Source organism: Micromonospora sp. WMMA2032 (assembly GCF_002688545.1).
GTDB classification, from domain to species: Bacteria; Actinomycetota; Actinomycetes; order Mycobacteriales; family Micromonosporaceae; genus Micromonospora; species Micromonospora sediminicola.
In genome coordinates this window covers 5566721-5590169 of record NZ_CP024052.1, presented here as the reverse complement: position 1 = coordinate 5590169, position 23449 = coordinate 5566721, and the positions used below count along the sequence as shown (strand labels likewise).

Sequence of the window (23449 nt, the reverse complement as noted above, 5' to 3'; positions counted from 1 at the left end):
CCGGGCTGCGGCACGGGCAGCGCCCGGGTGCCGCGCGGAAAAACCGGCGGTTCCCGGGACGATCCGGTCGCGTACGACAGTCGGGGTGGCGGGATTTGAACCCACGGCCCCTCGCTCCCAAAGCGAGTGCGCTACCAAGCTGCGCCACACCCCGTGGCGACGAAGAGTGTATGCCGTCCGACCCCCCGAGCGGGTGACCGGGGCGCGCCGCGTCGCCCGGCGGGGCCTGCCGGCCGGTGGCCGTGCCCCGCCACCTCACCGAGGTGGCGGAATCGTCCTGCCCCGAACCCCGCCACCTCGCCGAGGTGGCGTCGATCATGGAGGTCGACGACGACGCGGTATACCGCCGCGCGTCCGGATCGGGGATTCGGTAGGCTGTCGGGCGCGCCCCGCCGCTGTGGGGTGCACGCGGGCGTAGCTCAATGGTAGAGCTTCAGTCTTCCAAACTGACTACGCGGGTTCGATTCCCGTCGCCCGCTCCAACACCCTCCGGCCCAGGTCAGAGGCTGCATCCCCCGACCCTGGGCCGGTCGGCCACTCCCCCGCTCCGATCTTGCGGGCCATCCGTGGGCCATTAGCTGTTCTGGCCGCCCTTGCCTCGGGTGTGCCGGACGATCCGCCGGTCCATGGCCGAGGCGATCTCGCGGTCCCGCTCGCTGGTTGCGTGCTGATAGATCAACGCCGCTCGCATGCTTGCGTGCCCCATTCGCTGCATCAGCTCGCGAGTGCTCGCGCCAGAGGCTGCGGCGAGGGTGTTCCCGGTGTGCCGCAGGTCATGGAAGTGGAAGCCAGGAAGGCCCACCGAGGCGACCGTTCGCGTCCATTTGACCGCACGGCCGAAAGTTGCCGGATCGCAGCAGCGCACCCTTGTCGCCGGTGAAGACCAGGGCGTCAGCGTCGACGGCGGTGAACTCGGCCAGATGCGCCCGCAGGGCTTCGACGGCGGCGGCCGGCAGGGCGACGACCCGGACCCCGGCCGCCGACTTGGGCGGCCCGAATTCAAGGCGGCCCGCAAAGCGGGCCGCGCCGGCCCGGCCCCGGCCTGCTGGCGACCTCCGGCCGGCATCGGCCGGGCCGGCCGGCCACGCTTGGGGACGACAATCCCGTGAAGACCTCGGGGCTCCGCCCCGAACCCCGACCCTCCTCGGAGATCCGCACAGCCAGGTAGCTCACTTTCCAAAGCGACGCCAAGCATCTTCGACTACCGCGTTGACACTCTCACCTGCGGCAACAAGGTCTGTAGTCGTGAACCGTTCCGCCTCACCCAAACGCCAGCGGACCGCTCGGTGACCGAGATCGGCGTACTCAGGGAACAGTTGCGCGAGGTAGTCGCCGGCTGCGGCCTTCGAGATGATGTCACCGTGGGCCAGCGTGTAGTGCAGTCGCGCGGGTCCGAGCACGAACCAGGCCACCGTCTCGGCGTCCATGGCTGCGTCGGGTGCCACGTCGGCTAGCTCTGCGGGGAACGTCGAAGCCGTCGACTGCCAGTATTCACGGAGGTTGTCGAGGTTGTAGCGGCGCAACTGCTCGGGATCGACTCGCACCCCCAGTTCTACGGCGGCCGGGCCGCGAACCGGGATGCCGTACCGCTGCAAGGTCAGCCATAGCACCGGCGTGAGCTCGCCGCAGGGCTTGTCGGTCCTCAATTCACCGTTGACCACGAACGGCAGGACCCGCCTGTCGCTCGGCCAGGACTTCGCCAGCGCGGGCTCCAGGTAGACCCCGTCGAGATGGGGTGACCGAGGCATCTCGGCATGGATCTTCGCGAGATGGGCGAGGTCGTGGCCCGTTGCCGGACGCGACGTCATGATCACTGTGTCGACATCGCTGACACCGGGCTGCCAGGCCCCGAGCGCGGCGGACCCGACGACGTAGAGGCCTCGCACATAGCCGGGCAGTGCCTGATCAACCGCTTGGAGATAGGCCCGCGTCAGCTCATCGATCATGAGATCGACCGTAGCAACTCGACGTCGACGCCGGAGTCCTGGCTGGGCCATCCACGGGCCAGTAACCGTGGCGCGCAGCGGTCATGAGCGGGCACGAGGGGCACGTAGCGCCGCCGCCGGCCGCAGGCGTTTCGGGCATCACGACCGGTTGAGCGCGCTCTTCCAAACTGACTACGCGGGTTCGATTCCCGTCGCCCGCTCCACCCGTCAAGGCCCAGGTCGAGCGCGTGACCGCGGGCGCGCGCCGGATCGGTGCGCCGTCTCCTACCGACCGGTCGGCAGGGCGGTCAAGCCGGCCGACCTGGCGTCCGCCCGTACCCACGGTGAGCGATCGGCCGCCCATACTGTCGAGATGTCCGTTGTCGAGGGTCCTCGTCGTGCCGGCCGGGTCCGCCGTTGGCTGATCGGAGCTGCCACCGGCTGGCTCGCTCTGCTGGTCGGCCACTATCTGGCGTACCCCCTGTCCGCCGTGCTGCCGCTGGGCGGGCTGGTGGTGGGAGCCGCGTGCTGGGTGCTGGCCGCGGGATGTTCGGTGGCCGCGCTTGTCGCGCTGCTGCAACGGCGCGCGTACGTGTGGGCGGCGGTTGTCCTGCTCGCGGCGGCCGGGGTCGGGGGCGTCCTGTGGACCACGGACTGGGAACGCGTGTACGTCGACAGCCAGTTCCGCCTGCACCGCGGCGGACTGGACGACCTGGCGGCGCAGCACCGCGCCGGGACGTTGCCCGCCGATGCCCGACTCCCGTGGCAGCTCGGCCATCTCTCCGTCGACGGGCAGTCGCACCGGCGCGGCGACGCGCGGTATCTGCCGCTGTGGCAGGACTGGCGCGGGGAGAGCGGAGTCGGCATCGCCTACTTCCCCACCCCGCCCGGACCCGACACGCTGATCGCCACCGCACCCGGTGACCTCGGTCAGCCGGTGCGGCATCTCGGCGACGGCTGGTGGTGGGTCGCGTAGCCGCGCGCGGGGCTCGCTTGCCCCGCGCCCGGCCCGACGAGACGTCGGGCCGTCACGAACTGCCGGTACTCGTCCTCGTCGGCGCGCTTCACCGCGCCACGTCTCCCGGTCCCATGACTGGTGAACGGCGCGGTGGCGCGGGGAGGTTGCCCCGACGGCGGATCCGGTGCGTCAGTAGTGGTCCTCGATCGGCCGGCGCGCCTCGTCGAACAGCGCCGGCCCCTCGTAGCGCACCGGGGGCGGCGCCGGGGTGGCCGGCTTCACCGCGGCGAACTGCTCGCTGGACAGCGCGTACACCACCCGGCCGAGGCCGGACACGCCGATCGCGGTCGCGCACATCGGGCAGGGCTGGCAACTGGTGTACATGGTGGTGCCGGCGGCCACGTCGGGGGCCAGTTCCCGGGCGGCCCAGCGGGCCAGCTTGAGTTCGGGGTGGGCGGTGATGTCCGAGTCGGACACCACGGTGTTGTGGTCCTCGATCAGGACCGAGCCGTCCGGACCCACCAGCAGCGAGCCGAACGGCCGCTCGCCGGACGCTCCGGCCCGGTCGGCGAGGTCCACGGCGTGGCGCAGGAACGCCTCGTCGTCCGGTGTCATCGGGCCTCCTCGGGGCCGTCGTGCGTCGCCACGGCCGCGGACGCCTCCAGTCGGCGGCGGATCCGTTCCCTGTCCTCCCCTGGCAGCGCGTCGGCGACCAGCAGCCGGGGCAGCAACTCCGGCTCCCGCGTCGTCGCCCGGAACACGACGGCCGCGGTCACGTCGTGGTCGGGGCGGTGCACGACCTCGACCCGGTCGCCGGCCCGCACGCTGCCCGGAGTGACCACCCGCAGGTACGCCCCCGGACGCGCCGCCTCGGTGAACCGCATGATCCACCCGTGCTCGCCCAGCCACCCCTGGAACGTGCCGCACGGGATGCGCGCGCAGGAGACCTCCAGCACCAGGTCCGCGCCGACCCGCCACCGTTCCCCGATCAGCGCGCCGTCGACGTCGACGCCGGAGGTGGTCAGGTTCTCCCCGAAGGCGCCGTTGCGCAACGCCCGGCCCAGCTCGGCCTCCCAGCGGTCCAGGGCCTCCCGGGCGTACGCGTAGACCGCCTGGTCGGGGCCGCCGTGGTGGGCCACGTCGTAGACCCGGTCGCCCGCCAGCCCGACCTGGCCGGTGCCCTTGGGGCCGGGCGCGGTGACCAGGACGGGACCGTCGACGGGCCGCTTGTCGATGCCGGTGGCCTCGATTCCCTTCCACGGGTTGGGTCGCGGCCGGCCGACGTTGACCGAGAGCACCTTCATGGCGGCGACGGTAGGCGCTGACGGCCGACCGGGCCACCCCATTCCCGCACCGGGGCGGGAAGCGCGGCGGCGCGGGCTGCGTACGATGCGGGGCCGGACATCGGCTCGTCGGGTGGAGGTAGCGACGGATGTCAGGCCAGCAGGACGGTTTCGCGCTCGCCGTGGACCTCGGCACCTCGAACACCGTGGCGGTGCTGCGCCGGCCCGACGGGCGTACCCGGCCGTTGCTGGTGGACGGTCACCCGATCCTGCCGTCCGGTGTGTACGCCGACGCCGACGGTCACCTGCACGTCGGCCGGGACGCGCAGCGCCTGGCCCAGGCCGACCCGGCCGGCTACGAGCCGAACCCGAAGCGGCGGGTCGACGAGGAGACGGTCGAGCTGCGCGGGCGCGCGTACCGGCCGGCGGAGCTGCTGGCCGCGACGCTGCGGGCGGTCGCGGACGCGGCGGTGGCCGCGGTCGGCCTGTTGCCCCCGGCGGTGGTGACCCATCCGGCGGCCTGGGCGGCGCCCCGGCGACAGGTGCTGCACGACGCGCTGGAGCTGGCCGGGTGGCCGGCGGCGGCCGAGCACACCCTCGCCGGGCCGATCGCGCCCGGCACCCGCCTGCTGCGCGAGCCGGTGGCCGCGGCCCGCTACTACACCCAGGTCCTGCGCCGGCCGGTGCCGGTGGGCGGCGTGGTGGCGGTCTTCGACTTCGGCGGGGGGACGCTCGACGTCGCCGTGCTCCGCAACGAGGGCGCCGACCCGTGGGGCGACTCCGGCTTCCCGCTCGTCGCCACCGGCGGGATCGCCGACCTCGGCGGCCTCGACCTGGACGCGGCCCTGCTGGGCCGGCTCGGCGAGCTGGTGCGACCGGCCCATCCCGAGCGGTGGGCCCGGTTGACCGACCCGACGACGACCGCCGAGCGGCGGGACCGTCAGCAGCTCTGGGACAACGTGCGCGGCGCCAAGGAGATGCTCTCCCGGGCCGTGGTCGCGCCGGTCGCCGTACCGGGGGTGGAGGAGGCCGTTCCGCTGACCCGGGAGGACTTCGAGCGGCTCGCCGCGCCGCTGCTCGCCCGCGCGGTCGCCGAGACCCGGAACGTGACCGCCGCCGCCGGCCTGCGCCCGGACCAGCTCTCCGGTCTCTTCCTGGTCGGCGGCTCGACCCGGGTGCCGCTGGTGGCCCGGCTGCTGCACGCCGAGCTGGGGATCGCGCCGACCGTGCTGGAGCAGCCGGAGCTGCCGGTCGCCGAGGGCGCGCTGACCGACCTGCCGCTGCCCCGCGCGGCCCGGCGTCCCGGGGCGCCGGCGGCGCCACCGCAGCCCGGACCGCCGGCGCCGGCCGGACACGAGGCGACCACCGCCCCCGCGGCCCGCGTCGGCGAGGGCCCCGCCTCGGTGCGCGGACCGCACGGCACCGTCCCCGAGGCGGCGGCCCCGGTGCCCGCCGGCCCGCACGGCACGCTGGTCGCCGACGCGCCCGAGCAGAACCCGGTGGGCACGGCCCGTCCGGCGCCCCCGCCGCCGGGGAACGCGCCGCCGCACGCCGGCGCGTTCACGCCGGGGTACGCGTCGGCGTACGCCGCCCCTGCGACGACCGAACAGGCGCGGCCGGCCGATGGCGGCTGGCCGAGCGCGGCGCCGGTTGCCGGCGTACCCGGATCGCCGCTCCCGCCGACCCCGGACGCCGCACCGCCGGGCGGCGGGGGTCGGGGACGCGGCCGGCGGGGCCGGTGGATCGCGCTGGGCGCCGGTGTGGTGGTGGTCGGCCTGGTGGCCGCGACGCTGCTCTGGGTGTTCCGGGACCGGCACCCGGCGCTGGACTTCCAGGCGCCGGTGCTGGTCGGAACGGTGGCCGTCGGCGACGAACGGCCGGGTGAGATGTTCACCGCGACCCTGGCCGACCGCGCCTACCTGGCCTGGTCGCGGCCGGACGACCGCCTCACCGTGCGGGCGGTCGACACCGCCACCGGAAAGAAGATCTGGGAGCAGCAGACCGGGGTGGGCGCGGACCGGTGGGCCGGGATCCGGGCGCTGCCCGACGGCGTCGCCGTCCTCGCCGAGGCGTCCGGCTCCGCCACGCCCCGCCCCCTGCTGGTGCTCGACGGCGGGAACGGCGACCAGCGGTGGAAGATCGACATCCGGGGCGACGACGAGATCTTCCTCGGCGCCGACCGGGTGGTGTGGTTGGACCGGACCGGCAACCGGCTGGTCGGGCTGCGGCTCGACGACGGCCGGCAGCGCTGGGTGCAGGACAATCCGCGCAGCGAGTACGGCGACGCCCGGACCGTGGTGGTCCCGGTCGGCACCGCCGAGGCGCTCGACGGGGCCGGATATCCGGACGGCTCGCCGCGCGCGCCGTGGGCGGGGAAGGCCGACCGGCTGGTGCAGGTCGGCGCGGACCGGTCGGTGCGGGTGCTCGCCATGAGCAGCGGCGAGATCCTGAAGAGCCGGGGCAACGTGGCCGACCTCGACGACCCGGTGACCGCCCGCGACGACCGGCTGTACGTGGCGGAGACCGACCGGGGCCTGCGCCTGGTCTCCTACGACCTGGGCAGCCTGGGCGTGCCCGACGTGCTGTACGCCTCGGAGCCGGGCAGCCGGGCGAAGGACCTGGTCACCTGCGGGGAACACCGCGCCTGCCTGCTGGAGGTGCCGGAGGCCGGCGCGGACGGCACCCGGGTGGTCGCGGTGACCGAGGGCGAGGACAGCCGGCAGTGGCCCGCCCCCCAGGCGGAACGGCTGGTCCCGCTCGGCGAGCACCTGCTCGCCGAGCGGGACACGCCGCGCGACGCGGTGACCCTGTTCGGGCCGGACGGCGCCGCTCCGGTCCTGCGCGACCGCGACGGCGTGGCGGTCCGGCTGGACGCCGGCAACCTGCTGCTGTTCAGCGAGGCGCCGAGCGGCTACGAGGACGACCGCAGCCTCGCCGGGCTGGCGGTGGCCGGAAAGCCGTTCGAGATGGGGCTGGTCAAGCAGATCCGCAGCGAGTCCTGCTCGTGGAACACCGAGACGCTCGTGTGCGGCGCGGACAAGGAGTTCCGGCTGTACCGGTTCGCCGGGTGAGGGCGTCCGGACGGCGGACCGAAAGTGAGCTTGACAGCGATCGATGTCTCGGCTGGTGTGGACGGCAGTGACATCGACGTCCGTCAGGAGGCCCCGTGTTCGTCCGACGACGGTGGACCGCGCTCGCCGCCACCAGCATCCTGATCACCGCCGCCCTGTCCCATCCGGATCCCGGCGCGGCCGCGCCGGCCGCACCCACGATCACCCTCGCCCCCACCGAGACCGCGCTGGTCCGGGTGCGCCTGGCCGACCAGGGGCAGCTCGACCGCCTGGTGGCCGGCGGCGCCGACCTGGCCAACCGGCCGCGCTCGCGCGACGGCCGGCCGGTCGCCGACCTCGTCCTCACCGGCCGGCAACTCGCCGACCTCACCCGGCAGGGCGCGAGCGCGGTGCAGGTCGTGCAACGCGCCGACGACGGCGCCCGGCGACTCGCCGAGAGCGTCCGGACCGCCGAGGCCCGCACCCGCGGCGGCCTGCGCGCCGCCGACGGGGCGGACACCCTCCAGTTCCTCCAGGCCTACTGGTGGACCACCGGCGGGCGGACGTTCCTCCAGGCCCAGGTGGCCACCACCGCGACCGACGACCCGGACGTGGAGATCACGGTGAGCTGGCGGACGGCCGACGGCGCCACCGGCTCCTTCCCGCTCTACCGGTTCGAGGACTCGGGCGAGTACCAGTACCACTACGCGCTCCCCCAGCCGGTGCCCGCCCGGCCGGTGCAGCTGACCGCCACCTCCAGCCTGGGCGGGACGAGCCGGCCGGTCACGCCCGCGCTCTGGCCGGACGCCGCACCCCCACCGCAGCCGGCCGGCTACCAGAAGGACTTCATCGACGCCTACCTCACGCCCATCGACATCAAGGCGCGGATCGCCCGGCTGGGTCGCCAGTACCGCGACCTGGTCGACGTGATCGACCTGCCCAACCGCACCCAGGGCTACCGGCGCACCGCCGCCGCCTACCTGGGTGATCCGGCCGCCGCCGCGGTGGTGGTGGAGTCGGTCCGCTTCGGCGACCAGGGCATGAACGGTGTCCAGGTGCGCACCGTCGACCCGGGTCGGGCGAACCGGCCGCTGACCGTCCGGTACCGCGACCGGGTGCTCACGGTCTCCCTGGCCACCGACGTCGCCGGCAAGGTGACCAGCAGCACCGACGACGTCGCGGCCGCGATCAACGCCCGGCAGGGGGCGCGGTTCCGGGCCACCGTGGAGGACGGCTCGGCCGGACTGCCGATGCCGGTGGCCGGGCCGGTACGCCTCGACGACGGGTTGCAGGGCACCGAGGTGCCGGCCCGACCGTGGACCGTGCAGGCGCTGCGCATCGGCAGGCACCGGGACGGCTCCCGGGTCGGGGTGCTCGCCTACTCGCAGGAACACGCCCGGGAGTGGGCGACGCCGCTGGTCACGCTGGAGTTCGCCGAGCGGCTGCTGGCCAACGCCCGCACCGACGCGGCGACCCGGCAGCTGCTGGAGCAGGTGGACGTGTTCGTGATCCCGACCGTCAACCCGGACGGCGCGAACTACTCGTTCCACGACTACAACTTCCAGCGCAAGAACCTGGTCAACCACTGCGCCGGCACGGCACGCGACCCGAAATACCGCACCAGCTGGGGCGTGGACGTCAACCGCAACTACACCGTCGGGTCCCTGTTCGACGGGTACGTGGGCGCGAGCGCCAACTGCCTGTCCGGGAACTACGCGGGCACCGCCGAGCTGTCCGAGGCGGAGAGCCGCAACGTGATCGACCTGGCCAAGGCCCACCCGAACATCAGGTTCGCGATGAACGTGCACTCCTACGGCGGCTACTTCATGTGGCCGCCCGGGGCGTACAAGGCGGACGGGCGGGTCACGCTGCCGCGCCCGTCGATCGACGAGTCGACCCTGTTCCTGGCCAGCGCCCGGCGGATCGTCGGGGCCATCGCGGCCGAGCGGGGCACGGTCACCTGGCCGTCGCAGACCGGCCCGGTCGCCGACGTGCTCTACTCGGCGGCCGGCAACTCGGCCGACCAGCTCTACTACGAGCTGGGCATCTTCGCCTGGGACTTCGAGGTGGGCAACGACCGCTGGAACGAGGCCACCGGGCAGTGGGAGGGCGTCGGCTTCCAGCCGCCCTTCGACGAGGCGCACGGCGAGTCGCAGGAGTATGCCGGCGGCCTGGTGGAGCTGGTCCGGGTGGCCCGCGACTACGCGGCCCGCAACCCGGTCCGGCGCTGATCCGAGGGTCCCCGGCCGGCGCGTCCGGCCGGGGACCCCGGCGTCAGTCCGTGGCCCCGAGGTCCCGGAAGACCGCGAGCGCGCCCGGGTCGTCGATGGTCGGGGGCACCGGCTCGTCCCGCCCCTCTACCAGGCCACGCATGGTGCGACGGAGGATCTTGCCGGACCGGGTCTTCGGCAGGGCCGGCACCACGGCCACCCGGCGGAACGCCGCGACCGGGCCGATCCGCTGCCGGACCAGGGCGACCAGCTCACCGGCGAGCGCCTCCGGGTCCACCTCGGCGCCGGCCTTGAGCACCACGTACCCGCTGGGCACCTGGCCCTTGAGCGCGTCGGCCACCCCGATCACCGCGCACTCGGCCACCGCCGGGTGGGCCGCCAGCACCTCCTCCATCGCCCCGGTGGAGAGCCGGTGCCCGGCCACGTTGATCACGTCGTCGGTGCGGCCCATCACGTAGAGGTAGCCGTCGTCGTCGAACCGGCCGCCGTCGCCGGTCAGGTAGTGGCCGGGGAAGGTGGCGAGGTAGGAGCGGACGAACCGCTCGTCGTCGCCCCACAGCGTGGGCAGGCAGCCGGGCGGCAGGGGCAGCCGGATCACGATCGAGCCGTCGACGCCGGCCGGCACCTCCCGGCCCGCGCCGTCGACCACCCGCACGTCGTAGCCGGGGACCGGCACGGACGGTGAGCCGGCCTTGATCGGCAGCGGCTCCAGGCCGCGCGGGTTGGCCGCCACCGGCCAGCCGGTCTCCGTCTGCCACCAGTTGTCCACCACCGGTACGCCGAGCCGCTCGCCCGCCCAGGCCCAGGTGTCCGGGTCCAGGCGTTCACCGGCCAGGAAGAGGGTGCGCAGCGCGCCGAGGTCGTACCGGGAGAGGTGCGCGCCGTCCGGGTCCTGCCGGCGGATCGCCCGGATCGCGGTGGGCGCGGTGAACAGCGCGGCCACCCGGTGCTCGGCGGCGACCCGCCAGAACGCCCCGGCGTCCGGGGTGCCGACCGGCTTGCCCTCGTAGAGCACGGTGGTCGCGCCGGTGAGCAGCGGCGCGTAGACGATGTAGGAGTGGCCGACCACCCAGCCCACGTCGGAGGCGGCCCAGAACACGTCGCCCGGCTCGATCCCGTAGACGTTGCGCATCGACCAGCGCAGCGCCACCGCGTGCCCGCCGTTGTCCCGCACGACGCCCTTCGGGCGGCCGGTGGTGCCGGAGGTGTAGAGGATGTAGAGCGGGTCGGTGGCGGCGACCGGCACGCACTCCGCCGGCTCGGCGTCCGCCATCGCGTCGTCCCAGGTGAGGTCGCGGCCGGCGACCAGCGGCGCCGGCTCCTGCGGGCGCTGCACCACCACGCAGTGCCGCGGCGCGTGGTCGGCCTCGTCGAGCGCGGCGGCGAGGATCGGGTGGTACGGCACCACCCGGTCGACCTCGATGCCGCACGAGGTGGCCACCACCACCGTCGGCCGGGCGTCGTCGATCCGCACGGCCAGCTCGTGCGCGGCGAAGCCGCCGAAGACCACCGAGTGCACCGCGCCGATCCGGGCGCAGGCCAGCATGGCGATCACCGCCTCCGGCACCATGGCCAGGTAGAGCAGCACCCGGTCACCGGGCCGGACGCCGAGCCGGCGCAGCGCCCCGGCGAACCGGGCGGTCTCGGCGAGCAGCTCGGCGTACGTGAGGGTGCGGACCGTGCCGGTGACCGGGCTGTCGTGGATCAGCGCCGGCTGGTCGCCCCGGCCGGCGGCGACGTGCCGGTCGAGCGCGTTGTGGCAGGTGTTGAGCCGCCCGTCCGGAAACCATCGGTACAGCGGCGCGGCCGAGTCGTCGAGGATCCGCTCCGGGGGCGTGAACCAGTCGATGTCCCCGGCCGCGTCCCGCCAGAAGCCGGTCGGGTCGGCGATGCTCCGCTCGTACGCTGATCGATACGCGCCCATGCCGCCATGCTGACCCGGGTCGGGTCCGGGCACGACGGTCGACCGGGGCCGGTGCGCCGGAAGCGCGTCCCGGCTCGGTGAGCGGCCCGGAGCCGCCGACGGGCGGTCGCCCGTCGGCCCGGCTGGCTCATCCCGACGGGCGACGGATGAACCGGGCGGCGCCGGGTAATGCCAACGCCGTCCTGGTGGAGTGACGACCGGCGTCGCGGCGTACCGCGACCCCGCGGGCGGACGGTGACACGCCGTCCGCCCGCGTGCCGCCGGATTTTTTGATCAAGAGGGTTCCGTCGACTAGCGTGCGCCCACGTGAAATCGATGCGCATTTTCCCTGTCGTGCTGGCCTGCGTCGCGGTCACGGCGCTGAGCGCCTGCGGCGGCGAGGACAGCTCCACCCGGGCCGACTCCGCCGCCACTTCCGCCGCGCCGACGCCCGCCTCGTCGACCCCCTCCACCGCCCCGACCTCGGCGGCCGCCGCGGCCACCGTCGGCGAGAAGGACCTCTGCACCTCCGCCAAGAAGATCAACGACGAGATGAAGGCGAAGCTCGTCGCGGCCATGCAGTCCAGCGGCGACACGAACGCCCAGCTCGCGAAGATCCTCAAGGAGCTGGGCGGAAAGGTCAGCGCACTGTTCGCGACCGCCGGCGACGGCCCGGCGGCCACCGCCCTGCGGCAGTTCAGCGTGGAGGTCACCAAGGCCGCGGCGGCCCCCGACCCGGTCACCGCCGCCGACAACCCGACCATGGCCAAGGCCGGCGAGGACTTCAACGCCGCCTGCAAGGCGGTCGGCGTCACCACCGTCTTCTGAGCGACGCCGGGACGCGCGGGCGGGCTGCCGCCCGCGCGTCCTGCGGTGATCAGTTGCCGGTGACCCAGTTCCAGGCGGAGACCACCCACTCGGTCTGCTGGAGGTAGGCCACCCCGACCCCGACCAGGAACAGCGCGGTGATCAGGTGGGCGCCGCGGGCGCCGCGGCGCACCCGGCCGAGCTGCCGCTCCAGAATCAACCGGCCGAGCAGCCGGGAAAGCGCGAACAGGCCGACCGCGGTGAGCAGGCTGAGGACGAACGTGAGCAGCGGAGCGATCAGGTTGCCCCGACCGGAGATCGCCCAGATGCCCCAGCAGACGAACGCGAACAGGGCGCCGGCGGCGCTCCACTCACCTCCCCGGCGGGCCTGGGTGAGGTGCCAGCTCATCGACCGGCGCGGCGCCGGCTCGCCGGACCAGTCGGCGTGCTCGACGGTCGGGAACTGCTCGGTGCGGGGTGTACGCGGTCGGCCGACCGCCGCCACCCCGCGCCGGAACGCGTCCCGCTGCTCGGGCACCGGCTGGGGCGGCACCTCCACGGTGCGCTCCGCCCACGGCTGTGTCTGGTCCGCCATCTTCCGTCCTCCCCCTCGACCGACGTCGGCCACGGTTCCGAGGGTAGCCACCCGGCAAATAGGGTGCCGACCCCCACGGTGATGGGGTACACACGGGCGATGACCGACGCGGTGGTGCCCCGGGCCGACGACTTCGACGAGATCGCCGCGCTCCTCGCGCTGGCCTTCCACGGCGACCTCAACCCCGAGCTCCAGGCGGTCGAGCGCCCGATCTTCGAGCCGGAACGCTCGCTCCTGGTCCGCGACGCCGGCACGGCGGTGGCGCACGCCGCCGCGTTCAGCCGCGACCTGACCGTACCCGGGGCGACCGTGCCGGCGGCACACGTCACCATGGTCGCGGTCGCCCCCACGCACCGCCGGCGGGGTCTGCTCAGCGGGCTCATGCGCCGGCAGCTGCGCGAGGTCCGCGACGCCCGGCACGAGCCGGTCGCGGTGCTCTGGGCCAGCGAGGGACGGATCTACCCCCGGTTCGGCTACGGCTCGGCCGCGCAACGGCTGATCCTGAGCGCCGACACCACCGGGCTGCGACTGCCCGCCCCGACGGCCGCCGAGGGCACGCTGCGCCTGGACCGCCCGGTCGCGCACCGCGACGAGTTGGCCCGACTGTACGAGCGGGCGCGCGCCGACCGGCCCGGCTGGTCCCGACGCGACGAGCGCTGGTGGACGTACGTGCTGGCGGACGTGACGAGCCGGCGGCAGGGCGCGACCGAGCGGCGGGTGCTGCGGCACGACGGACCGGAGGGGCTCGACGGGTACGCGCTCTACCGGACGAAGGAGGAGTGGGTCGGCGAGGTCCCCCGCGGCGAGGTACGGGTCGACGAGGTCGTCGCGGTCACGCCGGAGGCGTACCTGGCGCTGTGGCGGCTGCTGCTCTCGGTCGACCTGACCCGGCGGTTGTCGTTCCCGATCGCGGCCGTCGACGAGCCGCTGCTGCGCCTGGTCGACGAGCCGCGTCAGCTCGCCCCGCAGCTCGTCGACGGGCTCTGGGTGCGGGTGGTGGACGTGCCGGCCGCGCTCGCCGCCCGCCGCTGGGCCACCGACGTGGACGTGGTGATCGAGGTCACCGACGAGCTGCTGCCGGAGAACACCGGCCGGTGGCGGCTCGTCGGCGGGCCGGGCGGGGCGGAGTGCGCCGCCACCACCGCACCGGCGGGGCTGGCCTGCGACGTGCGCGCGCTCGGCGAGCTGTACCTGGGCGGCACCACCCCGGCCGCGCTGGCCGGCACCGGCCGCGTCCGCGAACTGGTCCCGCACACCCTCCGTACCGTCTCGCCGGCCTTCACCTGGCACCGCGCCCCCGCCCCGATGGAGAACTTCTGACGGGTCCCGGGGCGGTACGGTCGGGGAATGGGTGAGGCGGAGCGACGGCGACGGCGACTGCGGCATCAGGCCGAGGCGGTCGACACCGGCGCGGCGGGCGCGCACCCGACCCGCGAGACGGGCGCCGACACGGCCGGGGCGGCGGGCGCGGCCGTGGAGACGAGCGCGAGCACGTCCGGGGTGCACGACGACGTCGCGCCCCGCCCACCGCACGGCCCCCGGCGGGCCGAGCACGGGACCTCCGACGGCGGCTCGCGGTCGCCGCGCGGCACCCGACGTGCCGAGCCGGAGTCGGAACCACGGGGCCGGCGCGCCGGCCCCACCGCAGACGAAGGCGAGCGCGGGCTGCGCGGTCTGGTCGGTTCGGGGTCGTCGCAGGTGAGCGTGACCGCGGCGATGCGGGCCCGGGACGCCGCCCGCCCCACCGACGACGACCTCGCCGAGGCCGAGGAACGGATGGTGCTGGTCCGCCGCAACTGGGTGCCCCGCGAGGAGCTGCCGCGCGGCGGACGCTGACGGCCGCACCCGGGCGGGTGCGGCCGGACGCGGATCAGGCGGGCAGCTCGGGCAGCCGGCGGCTCTGCTCGTAGTCGGCCACCTGGGCGATCCGCCGGCTGTGCCGGGGGTTGCCGGAGAACGGCGTGGTCAGGAACGCCTCGACCAGGGCGGTGGCCTCGTCCAGCGTGTGCTGCCGGGCGCCGATCGCGACGATGTTGGCGTCGTTGTGCTCCCGCGAGAGCTGGGCGGTGTCCACGTTCCAGGCGAGCGCCGCCCGGACGCCGGCCACCTTGTTCGCGGCGATCTGCTCGCCGTTGCCCGAGCCGCCGATCACCACGCCCAGGCTGCCCGGGTCGCCGACCACCCGGTCACCGGTGTGCAGGCAGAACGCCGGGTAGTCGTCGTCCGGGTCGAAGGCGTGCGGACCGACGTCCACCACCTCGTAGCCCTGCTTGGCCAGGTGGTTGGCCAGGTGCACCTTCAACTCGAAGCCGGCGTGGTCGGATCCCAGGTAGACGCGCATACCGCGCAGTCTGACAGGCCCGCCTCGCAGCCGGCGCGCGGGCGGCGGCTGCGAGGCGGATTCGTCACACGGTCAGTGCGGCAGCTCGGCCACCACCAGGCCGGCCCGCGCCTTCGGGGTGAACCAGGTGCTCTTGCGCGGCATCTTCTCCCGGGCCAGGTTGACCGCGACGAAGTCGTCCACGGTCACCGGCGCCACCAGCACGGCCAGCTCGGCACGGCCGGCGTCGACCTCGCCGGTCAGCCAGCTCGCCGGGTAGTCGCCGCCCACGTACGTGATCCGCTTGTCGCCCGGGTCGAGACCGAGCGCGTCGCGCAGCAGCAGCCGCTCGACCAGCGCGTGGTCGAGGTTCTCCAGCCGGCCGGCGCCGACGTGCGGCAGCGTCACCGCGTACCCCCGGCCGGCGAGGTGCAGGTGCACGGCGCCGCCGGTGGCCGGGACGCCGGGGGGCCGTCCGCCGGGGTGACCTCCGCGCCGGCGGCGCGGAGCCGGTCGAGCAGCTCCTCCGGGGTTGTGGTCAGCTCGCTGACCAGCCGGTTGTAGGGCTGGATGGCGACCGACGCGGGCGTGGTGACCACCGCCAGGAAGCGCGGGAAACCGCCGGTCTGCGCGGCCAGGCTGCGGTGGTTGCCGTCCGCCACCACCAGCTCGCCGCCGCCGGCCAGGGCGGTCAGCTCGTCCTGCGTCCGGCCGGGGCCGACCAGCCAGATGGCGTGGGTGCGGCCGGACTGGTCGACGTCGGTCGCGGCGGGCGCGCCGGCCGTCTCGGTCGCCGCCGCGAGCGCGGCGTGCAGCTCGTCGCCCCGCCCGGTCTGGAGCAGGAGTACGGGTGAGAGCAGGTGACCGAGCGCCTCGGCCAACGCGACGCGCTCGCGCACCTTGGCGATGAACACGTCCTCGTTGCGGATCACCAGACCCGGCTCGTCGGCCCGGGTGGAGATCTGGTCGGTGTCGACCATCGCCCACAGCCCGTACGCGCTCTCCTCACCGGGCGCGCTGATCCGGTAGAGCACCACGACCTGCTCGGCCGGGGTGTAACTGCCGTCCGCCTTGGCCTCGCCGAGGCGGGCCACCGCGTCCGGCAGCGCGTCGAGGAAGGACTTCCCCAGGCTGCCCGGCGCCCGGTGGGGCATCTCGATGCCCAGGGCACTGTGCGGGTTCGCCTCGACGATGGCGGTGATCTCCGCGTCGTCGGCGAACTCGTCGTAGTTCTGCGCGCCGGTGCCGCCAGTGGTGATCCAGGCCCGGGCGATCGGATGCACGACCGTCATGCCCGCTGACGCTACCCGGGCCCGCTCCGCCGCCGCCGCCGGACTCGCTCCCTTCCACCAGGTGAAAGGAAGGGCCCCCTGTTAACGCCTGCGGTAGAGGAGGGGCCCCTTGTTAACAGCGGTCGGGGTCAGGCGGTGGGGTTGCGGTGCCGGCCGGGCGTCGCGGGACGGCGGGTCGGCGCAGCCGGACGGGAGCCGGCGTTGAGGCGTACCGTCGTCGCCCCCGCGGTGGCCGGGAGGCCGGCGGCGCCGGACCGGGCCGGGGCACGGCCGGGGCGGTCGGCCTCGGGCGGGGTCATCCGCGAGGTGGCCACCACCCGGGCCACGCCGACCACGATCGGCGGGGCCAGCAAATCGGCCAGGTCGGCCGGGCCGGCCGGCCAGTCGCCCTCGGCCACGGACCAGTACGTCGCACCGGAGTCCTCGGTCGCCGGCTGCGGCGCGTCGTCGGACATGCGGCGGTGCTTACCCATGGGAACGCCTCCAGGAGCTGCCGTGGTGCGGCCTCGTTCGGGCCGCCGGCTGGGACACCCGGTGAAACGAGCCCCGCGCCGACCCGGTGACGGGCGGCGCGGGGCTCGGCGCGCTGCGGCGCGGGTTGTTAATAAGGGGCCCCGCCTCTACCAGAGGCGTTAAGAGGGGGCCCTTCCTTACCCCTCAGTCGAAGATGGGGCCCTGGGTGCGGGTGCGCTTGAGCTCGTAGAAGCCCGGCGTCGCGGAGACCAGCAGCACGCCGTCCCAGAGGCGGCCGGCCGCCTCCCCCTTCGGCGCCGGCGTGATCACCGGACCGAAGAACGCCACCTGCCGGCCGTCCGGCCCCGGGGCGTGGACCACCGGGGTGCCCACCTCGGTGCCGACCGGCCGCATGCCCGCCTCGTGGCTGGCCCGCAGCGCGTCGTCGTACTGCGTCGACTCGGCGGCGTCGGCGAGCGCCGGGTCCAGGCCGACGTCGGTGAGCGCGCCCACCAGCATGTCCCGACCCAACTCCTCCTTGCCGAGGTGGATCCGGGTGCCCATGGCGGTGTAGAGCTTCGCCAGCGCCTCGGCCCCGTGGGCCTGCTCGACGGCGATGCACACCCGCACCGGACCCCAGCCCTTGCGCATCAGGTCCTGGTACTCCTCGGGCAGGTCCCGGCCCTCGTTGAGCACGGCCAGGCTCATCACGTGGAACCGGATGTCCACGTCCCGGACCTGCTCGACCTCCAGCAGCCAGCGGGAGGTGATCCACGCCCACGGGCACAGCGGGTCGAACCACATGTCCGCGGTGACACGTTCGGTCACGGTGTCATCCCTTCACGACTTTCCCCGCGCCGGGAGCCCGGCGCCTTCACCTCCGATCCTCACCCCGCGCCGCATCGACCGGTACCGGAATGAGAGCGTGACCTCGGCCACCGAAAGCGGTGTGTGCATGGAAGACTCGGTTTCGGCCGGCCGCCACGAGCGGACCGGGGCGAGGCCGGTGCCGCGGGGCGCGGCGAGACGAGTGGGATGGAGACGAACAGTGCCGGGAGTGCGCAACCTGACCCAGGTCGAGGCGACCGAGCGGGCCCGCCTGCTCGAGGTGACCGGGTACGACATCAGCCTTGACCTGTCGACCGCCGTGCAGCCCACCGGCCGCACGTTCCGCTCGGTGACCGAGGTCCGGTTCCGCTGCACCGAGCCGGGCGCGACCACCTTCATCGAGACGGCCGCCGAGTCGGTGCGCTCGGCCACGCTCAACGGCGATCCGGTCGACCTGTCCGACTGGTCCGCCGAGAAGGGCCTCACGCTGACCGGCCTGGCCGCCGAGAACGTGCTCGTGGTGGACGCCGACTTCGGCTACTCGAACAGCGGGCAGGGTCTGCACCGCACGGTCGACCCGGTGGACGGCGAGACCTACCTCTACAGCCAGTTCGAGACCGCCGACGCGCAGAAGGTCTACGCCTGCTTCGACCAGCCCGACCTGAAGAGCGTCTACACCTGGCACGCCACCGTCCCGGACCACTGGCGGGTCGTGTCGAACATGCCGGTGGAGCGCGAGGAGGCCGCCGGTGAGGGCCTGAAGACCGTGCACTTCACCGGGTCGGAGCGGATGAGCACCTACATCACCGCGCTCTGCGCCGGGCCGTACCACGAGGTGCGCCACACCCACGACGGCATCGACATGGGCTACTTCTGCCGGGCCAGCATGGCGCCGCACCTGGACGCCGACGACCTGCACCTGATCACCACGCAGGGTTTCGACTTCTTCCAGGAGAAGTTCGGCGTCCGCTACCCGCTGCCCAAGTACGACCAGCTCTGGGTGCCCGACTTCAACGCCGGCGCGATGGAGAACTTCGGCTGCGTCACGCACGCCGAGTCGCACTACATCTTCCGCTCCCAGGTCACCGACTTCGAGTACGAGCAGCGCGCCAACACGGTCCTGCACGAGCTGGCGCACATGTGGTTCGGCGACCTGGTCACCATGCGCTGGTGGAACGACCTGTGGCTGAACGAGTCGTTCGCCGAGTGGGCCAGCCACTGGTGCAACACCAACGCCACCCGATTCACCGACGCCTGGACGACGTTCCTGTCCATCCGCAAGAACTGGGGCTACCGGCAGGACCAGCTCTCCTCCACCCACCCGGTCTACTGCGAGATGCCGGACCTGGAGGCCGTCGAGGTCAACTTCGACGGCATCACGTACGCCAAGGGCGCCAGCGTGCTCAAGCAGCTCGTCGCGTACGTGGGTGAGGAGCCGTTCCTGGCCGGCCTGCGCGCCTACTTCGGCAAGCACGCCTGGGGCAACGCCACCTTCGACGACCTGCTCTCCGAGCTGGAGGCGGCCTCCGGCCGGGAGCTGCGCAAGTTCGCCGCCCAGTGGCTGGAGACGGCGCAGGTCAACACGCTGCGCCCGGAGGTGACGATCGGCGCCGACGGTGCGTACGAGCGGGTGCTGGTCCGACAGGAGGCGCCGGCCGGGTACCCGACGCTGCGTACCCACCGGATCGGGGTGGGTCTCTACGACCTGACCGACGGCCGCCTGGTCCGCCGCGAGCTGGTCGAGACGGACGTGACCGGTGAGGTGACCGAGCTGTCCGCGCTGCACGGCAAGCCCGCCGCGGACGTGCTGCTGCTCAACGACGAGGACCTCACCTACACCAAGCTGCGCCTGGACGAGCGGTCCATGTCGACGGTGGTACAGCACATCTCCGGTTTCGACTCGTCGCTGGCCCGGGCGCTGTGCTGGACGGCCGCCTGGGACATGACCCGCGACGCCGAGCTGTCCGCCCGCGACTACGTGGCGCTGGTGCTGGCCGGGCTGACCGCCGAGACCGACATCAACCTGGTGACCGCCACGCTGCGGCAGGCCACCACGGCGCTCACCTTCTACGCCGACCCGGCGTGGGCGCCGACCGGCTGGGCGGACCTGGCCCGCACCGCGCGGACCGCGCTCGCCGCGGCCGAGCCGGGCAGCGGCTTCCAGCTCGCCTGGGCCCGGGCGTACGCCTCCGCGGCCCGCTCCAGCGAAGACCTGGCGACGCTGCGCGGCTGGCTGGACGGCAACGGCGTGCCGGACGGGCTGACCGTCGACACCGAGCTGCGCTGGGCCGTGCTGCAGGCGCTCGTCGCCAACGGTGCGGCGGGTCCGGCCGAGGTGGACGCCGAGCTGGCGGGCGACCGCACGGCCAGCGGCGAGCGGGAGGCCGCCTACGCGTACGCGCTGGTGCCGACCGAGGCGAACAAGGCCGCGGTCTGGGCGCAGCTCACCGGCCCGGACGCGCTGCCCAACTGGCGCAACCGGGCGCTGCTGCAGGGCTTCACCCACCCGGCGCAGGTCGAGCTGACCGCGCCCTACCGGGAGCGCTACTTCGCCACCGTCGACCAGGTGTGGGCGCAGCGGGACAGCGAGCCGGCGCAGGAGTTCGTGCAGCTCGCCTACCCGGCCTACCTGGTCGACGAGGACACGGTCGCGGCGACCGACGCCTGGCTGGCCCGGGACGGCCAGCCGGGGTCGCTGCGCCGCCTGGTGGCCGAGGGACGCGACGGCGTGGTCCGCGCGCTGAAGGCCCGGGAGCGGGACGCCCGCAGCGCCTGAGCAGGGAGCACGACGGCCGGGGCCGGCGTGGGCGGGAGCCCGCGCCGACCCCGGCCGTTTATCGTGTACGGAGGAGGTGGACGTGATGGCACAGCCGATCTACGAGTGGCGGCCACCCGAGCGCGACTGGCGGGAGCAGGATCTCTTCGACCTGCCCGAGGACGGAAACCGCTACGAGATCATCGACGGGAGCCTGCACGTGACCCCACCCCCGGGGTTCGCCCACCAGGAGTTGGCGGACGATCTGCGCATGGCCCTCCGCCTCGCCGCGCCTGCCGGATGGCGGGTCATCCGGGAAGCCGGCCTGCGCGCGCCCGGCAGCAATCTCACTCCCGACATCAGCGTGGTCAAGCCGGACGCCCCCCGCGACGGCCTGTGGCTGCACGCGGCGGACGTGGTGCTGGTGGTGGAGGTGGAGTCGCCGAGCAGCCGGCGGCACGACCGTTTCACCAAGCCCTCCGTCTACGCCGAGGCCGGCATCCCGCACTACTGGCGGGTGGAGCGGGGCGAGTTCGGGCCGGTGATCTACCGCTACCAGCTGACCAAGGGCGTGCACTACGAATCGCTCGGCACGGTTGGCCCCGACGATCCGGTGCAGGTCGACGAGCCGTGGCCGATGCGGCTCGACCCTTCCGCCTGGCCGCGCTGAGACCACGAGAAAGCCCGGCCCACGCGTACGCGGGCCGGGCTTCGTCGTGCGGGTGGGCGGGCGCTCAGCCCTTGCCGGCGTGGCTGGCGAGCTGGTCGAGGCCCTGGATGACGCCGCCGGCCAGGTCGCCGCCGCCGAAGGCGGCCACCATGGAGAGCGCGGCCAGCTTGGCGTACGTGTCCGGGATGCGCTTGCGCGCGTACTTGCCGGTGACGATCTCCAGCTGCCGCTGGTTGGGCGACACGGCGATCAGCACCGACTTGTCCGGCTCGGCGAGCTGCCGGTGCAGCCGCTCGGCGTGCTCCCGGATCGGCTCGTCGAGGCCGCCCACGTAGACCGAGAAGACCAGGCCGGTGCCCTGGTCGGCCAGGCGGAGCGCCTCGTCGATGCGGAGCAGCTGCCGGGTCGAGAACGGCCCGTCCAGCACGTCGGGCGGGGTGCCCGTCCCGGTCATGGGCCGCGCTTCACCAACGGTCACTTGCGCCTCCGGTTCCACCGGCCGGCGCCTCCCGGCCGGCCTGCTCCTGCTTGCGGCTGGTCAGCGCCGGGGCCTGCGCCCCGGCGGTCAGCGCCGTGCCGGCCGAGTCGGCCAGCTGCTCCGGACGGCCCAGGAACCAGACCGGAGTGAAGTCGAAGGGCCGGCCCGGCCGGTAGCGCTTGGCGCCGCCACCGCTGCCACGGTTGCCGACGGCCGCCAGCCCGGCGATCACCAGCACCGCGGCGAGCGGGATGCCGACGAAGACCACCAACGTCTCGGTAACAGACAATCCCAACGCCCCCAGGCGGAAAGAGAGACCAGGAATGTTCCGGGTCGGGTGGACGGTCACGACGGGCCGCGCCCGACCTCGCTTGTGATGTTCACGTTAGCGGAGTCGGCGGCCCGCCAGATTGCGGGGTGCTGATCCCATCCGCCACAGCAGTGCTCCAGTTGCGCGGCAGTGGCGATCAATGTCGCGTCGTCGCCGTACCGGCCGGTGAGCAGCACCCCGACCGGCAGGCCCTCGGCGGTCCGGCCGACCGGCAGCGAAACGGACGGGTCGCCGGTGACGTTGAAGACGGCGCAGTACGGCGAGAAGCGTCGCTGCCGGTCGAAATCCTCGGCCGGGTCGAGCGCGGCGAACGCGCCGACCGGCGCCTGCGGAGCCGCCAGCGTGGGGCAGAGCAGCAGGTCGCAGCCGGCGGTGCGGCGCACCCCGCGGCGCACCTGGGCCTGGAGTTCGCCGAGCGCGGCCATCAGCCGGGCGGCGCCGAGCGCCTCGCCCCGCTCGCGCAGGAACCGGGTCAGCGGCAGCAGGTCGTCTTCGCGGTCGGCGGGCACCGGGGCGAGCGCCAGCGCGTACCAGACGGTTTCGAACATCGGCCAGGCCTCCGGGCCGAGCGGCGCGGGGACCTCGACCACCTCGTGGCCGGCCTCGGTGAGCAGCGCGGCGGCCCGGTCGACGGCGGCGACGCAGTCGGGGTGGACCGGCTCGTCGGCGAGCATCGGCGTGGTGAAGCGACCGATCCGCAGCCGGCCGGGGACGGTGCGGGCGACGCCGAGGTAGCCGCCCGCCGGGGCGGCCGGTGGGAGGTAGGGCTCCCCGGGCACCGGTTGCGCCAGCACGTCGAGCAGCGCCGCCACGTCGGTGACGGTGCGCCCGAGCGGGCCGTTGGTGGGCAGCCCGAACGCGCCGAAGCCGAGCGGACCGCCGGAGACCAGGCCGCGGCTCGGCTTGTAGCCGACCAGGCCGCAGAGCGCGGCCGGGATGCGCAGCGAGCCGCCGCCGTCGGAGCCCTGCGCCACCGGCGCCAGCCCGGCGGCGACCGCGGCGGCCGCGCCGCCGCTGGACCCGCCCGCCGTGTACGCCAGGTCCCACGGGTTGCGGGCCGGCGGCGCCACCCGCCCCTCGGAGTAGAGCGAGCAGCCCAGCTCGGAGGTGGTGGTCTTGCCGAGGCTGACCAGCCCGGCGGCGGTCAGGAAGCGGACCACGTCGGCATCGACCGGCGGGACGAACTCGGCGAAGGCGGCGGAGCCGAAGGTGGTCCGCACCCCGGCGCTCAACGTGAGGTCCTTGATCGCGGTCGGCACCCCGTGCAGCGGCCCGCGCGCGTCGGCGGGGGCGGCGTCGGCGGCCCGGGCCGCCGCGCGGGCCCGCTCTGCGGTGACCGTGACGAACGCGCCGACGGTGTCGGCGAGCGCGTCGACCCGGCGCAGGTGGTGGTCGACCAGTTCCAGGCTGGACAGCTCACCCCGCCGGATCGCGGCGGCCTGCTCCAGCGCGGTCAGGTCGTGCGGCTCGGCCATTCCGCCATCCTGCCCGGTGCGCGGTCGGACGGCCGGACGACACGACCGAGGTGACCCCGACCGAGCCGCGCACCCTGCGCCTTCGCACCGACCCG

The 23449-nt window shown here is 74.3% G+C and carries 19 protein-coding genes, 2 tRNA genes and 2 pseudogenes; 9 read left to right on the top strand and 14 right to left on the bottom strand.

The window, feature by feature from the left end; all coding sequences use genetic code 11:
* Positions 1-80: 80 nt before the first annotated feature.
* Positions 81-154: transfer RNA gene (locus CO540_RS25995), tRNA-Pro, on the bottom strand.
* Positions 155-408: 254 nt separating this feature from the next.
* Between CO540_RS25995 and CO540_RS25990 the strand changes: the two genes are divergently transcribed.
* Positions 409-482, top strand: a tRNA-Gly gene (locus tag CO540_RS25990).
* Positions 483-712: 230 nt separating this feature from the next.
* Here the strand turns inward: CO540_RS25990 and CO540_RS31075 are convergent.
* Together CO540_RS31075 and CO540_RS25980 are read right to left on the bottom strand one after the other, a co-directional pair.
* Positions 713-1066, bottom strand: a pseudogene (locus CO540_RS31075) (hypothetical protein); the annotation flags it as partial.
* Positions 1067-1169: 103 nt separating this feature from the next.
* Positions 1170-1946 (bottom strand): aminoglycoside adenylyltransferase domain-containing protein, encoded by a 777-nt coding sequence (locus CO540_RS25980; RefSeq protein WP_172967940.1) that lies wholly within the window; start codon positions 1944-1946, stop codon positions 1170-1172.
* 352 nt (positions 1947-2298) lie between these two features.
* On the opposite strand from CO540_RS25980, the gene CO540_RS25975 reads away from it, so the two are divergent.
* On the top strand, positions 2299-2901 hold the full coding sequence (locus CO540_RS25975) for a hypothetical protein (protein WP_099163989.1): 603 nt from the start codon (positions 2299-2301) through the stop codon (positions 2899-2901).
* Positions 2902-3072: 171 nt separating this feature from the next.
* Here the strand turns inward: CO540_RS25975 and CO540_RS25970 are convergent, their stop codons facing one another.
* Entirely contained in the window at positions 3073-3498 is a 426-nt protein-coding gene (locus CO540_RS25970; RefSeq protein WP_099163988.1) for a nucleoside deaminase, read from the bottom strand.
* Complete coding sequence (locus tag CO540_RS25965) at positions 3495-4187, bottom strand: MOSC domain-containing protein (protein WP_099163987.1); 693 nt, start codon at positions 4185-4187, stop codon at positions 3495-3497. Before CO540_RS25965 ends, CO540_RS25970 begins: the two co-directional genes overlap by 4 nt.
* A gap of 128 nt (positions 4188-4315) precedes the next feature.
* Between CO540_RS25965 and CO540_RS25960 the strand changes: the two genes are divergently transcribed.
* A complete protein-coding gene (locus tag CO540_RS25960; RefSeq protein WP_099163986.1) occupies positions 4316-7237 on the top strand; it encodes an Hsp70 family protein in 2922 nt (973 codons plus the stop codon).
* A 95-nt stretch (positions 7238-7332) separates the two neighbouring features.
* Positions 7333-9447 carry a M14 family zinc carboxypeptidase gene (locus CO540_RS25955; RefSeq protein ID WP_099163985.1) on the top strand — a complete coding sequence of 705 codons (2115 nt, stop codon included), beginning with the start codon at positions 7333-7335 and terminating at the stop codon, positions 9445-9447.
* A gap of 43 nt (positions 9448-9490) precedes the next feature.
* Here CO540_RS25955 and CO540_RS25950 read toward each other — a convergent pair whose 3' ends face one another.
* Positions 9491-11371, bottom strand: a complete 1881-nt coding sequence (locus CO540_RS25950; protein WP_099163984.1) for a propionyl-CoA synthetase — start codon at positions 11369-11371, stop codon at positions 9491-9493.
* 315 nt (positions 11372-11686) lie between these two features.
* Between CO540_RS25950 and CO540_RS25945 the strand changes: the two genes are divergently transcribed.
* Positions 11687-12178, top strand: a complete 492-nt coding sequence (locus tag CO540_RS25945; RefSeq protein ID WP_253866194.1) for a hypothetical protein — start codon at positions 11687-11689, stop codon at positions 12176-12178.
* A gap of 49 nt (positions 12179-12227) precedes the next feature.
* Here the strand turns inward: CO540_RS25945 and CO540_RS25940 are convergent, their stop codons facing one another.
* Entirely contained in the window at positions 12228-12752 is a 525-nt protein-coding gene (locus tag CO540_RS25940; RefSeq protein ID WP_099163982.1) for a hypothetical protein, read from the bottom strand.
* Positions 12753-12851: 99 nt separating this feature from the next.
* Here CO540_RS25940 and CO540_RS25935 point away from each other — a divergent pair, with 99 nt between their 5' ends.
* The gene (locus tag CO540_RS25935; RefSeq protein WP_172967939.1) at positions 12852-14072 is read left to right on the top strand and encodes a GNAT family N-acetyltransferase; all 1221 of its coding nucleotides are present in this window, start codon (positions 12852-12854) and stop codon (positions 14070-14072) included.
* 27 nt (positions 14073-14099) lie between these two features.
* Entirely contained in the window at positions 14100-14588 is a 489-nt protein-coding gene (locus CO540_RS25930; RefSeq protein WP_099163980.1) for a hypothetical protein, read from the top strand.
* 34 nt (positions 14589-14622) lie between these two features.
* Here CO540_RS25930 and CO540_RS25925 read toward each other — a convergent pair whose 3' ends face one another.
* From CO540_RS25925 to CO540_RS25910, 4 genes and pseudogenes are all read right to left on the bottom strand, one after another.
* Entirely contained in the window at positions 14623-15093 is a 471-nt protein-coding gene (locus tag CO540_RS25925) for a ribose-5-phosphate isomerase (RefSeq protein ID WP_091571788.1), read from the bottom strand.
* 72 nt (positions 15094-15165) lie between these two features.
* Positions 15166-16364: pseudogene (locus CO540_RS25920) on the bottom strand (DUF1015 family protein).
* 128 nt (positions 16365-16492) lie between these two features.
* Positions 16493-16819 (bottom strand): hypothetical protein, encoded by a 327-nt coding sequence (locus tag CO540_RS25915; RefSeq protein ID WP_253866192.1) that lies wholly within the window; start codon positions 16817-16819, stop codon positions 16493-16495.
* A gap of 202 nt (positions 16820-17021) precedes the next feature.
* Entirely contained in the window at positions 17022-17645 is a 624-nt protein-coding gene (locus CO540_RS25910) for a disulfide bond formation protein DsbA (RefSeq protein ID WP_091571778.1), read from the bottom strand.
* A gap of 229 nt (positions 17646-17874) precedes the next feature.
* Between CO540_RS25910 and pepN the strand changes: the two genes are divergently transcribed.
* On the top strand, positions 17875-20421 hold the full coding sequence (pepN, locus tag CO540_RS25905) for an aminopeptidase N (protein ID WP_172967938.1): 2547 nt from the start codon (positions 17875-17877) through the stop codon (positions 20419-20421).
* A gap of 85 nt (positions 20422-20506) precedes the next feature.
* Positions 20507-21070 carry a Uma2 family endonuclease gene (locus tag CO540_RS25900; RefSeq protein WP_253866190.1) on the top strand — a complete coding sequence of 188 codons (564 nt, stop codon included), beginning with the start codon at positions 20507-20509 and terminating at the stop codon, positions 21068-21070.
* Positions 21071-21134: 64 nt separating this feature from the next.
* Here CO540_RS25900 and CO540_RS25895 read toward each other — a convergent pair whose 3' ends face one another.
* The 3 genes from CO540_RS25895 to CO540_RS25885 form a co-directional block, all read right to left on the bottom strand.
* On the bottom strand, positions 21135-21548 hold the full coding sequence (locus CO540_RS25895; protein WP_099163976.1) for a DUF5130 family protein: 414 nt from the start codon (positions 21546-21548) through the stop codon (positions 21135-21137).
* Positions 21535-21819 (bottom strand): hypothetical protein, encoded by a 285-nt coding sequence (locus tag CO540_RS25890; protein ID WP_091571767.1) that lies wholly within the window; start codon positions 21817-21819, stop codon positions 21535-21537. Before CO540_RS25890 ends, CO540_RS25895 begins: the two co-directional genes overlap by 14 nt.
* Before the next feature lie 74 nt (positions 21820-21893).
* Positions 21894-23354 carry an amidase gene (locus tag CO540_RS25885; protein WP_099163975.1) on the bottom strand — a complete coding sequence of 487 codons (1461 nt, stop codon included), beginning with the start codon at positions 23352-23354 and terminating at the stop codon, positions 21894-21896.
* Positions 23355-23449 lie beyond the last annotated feature (95 nt).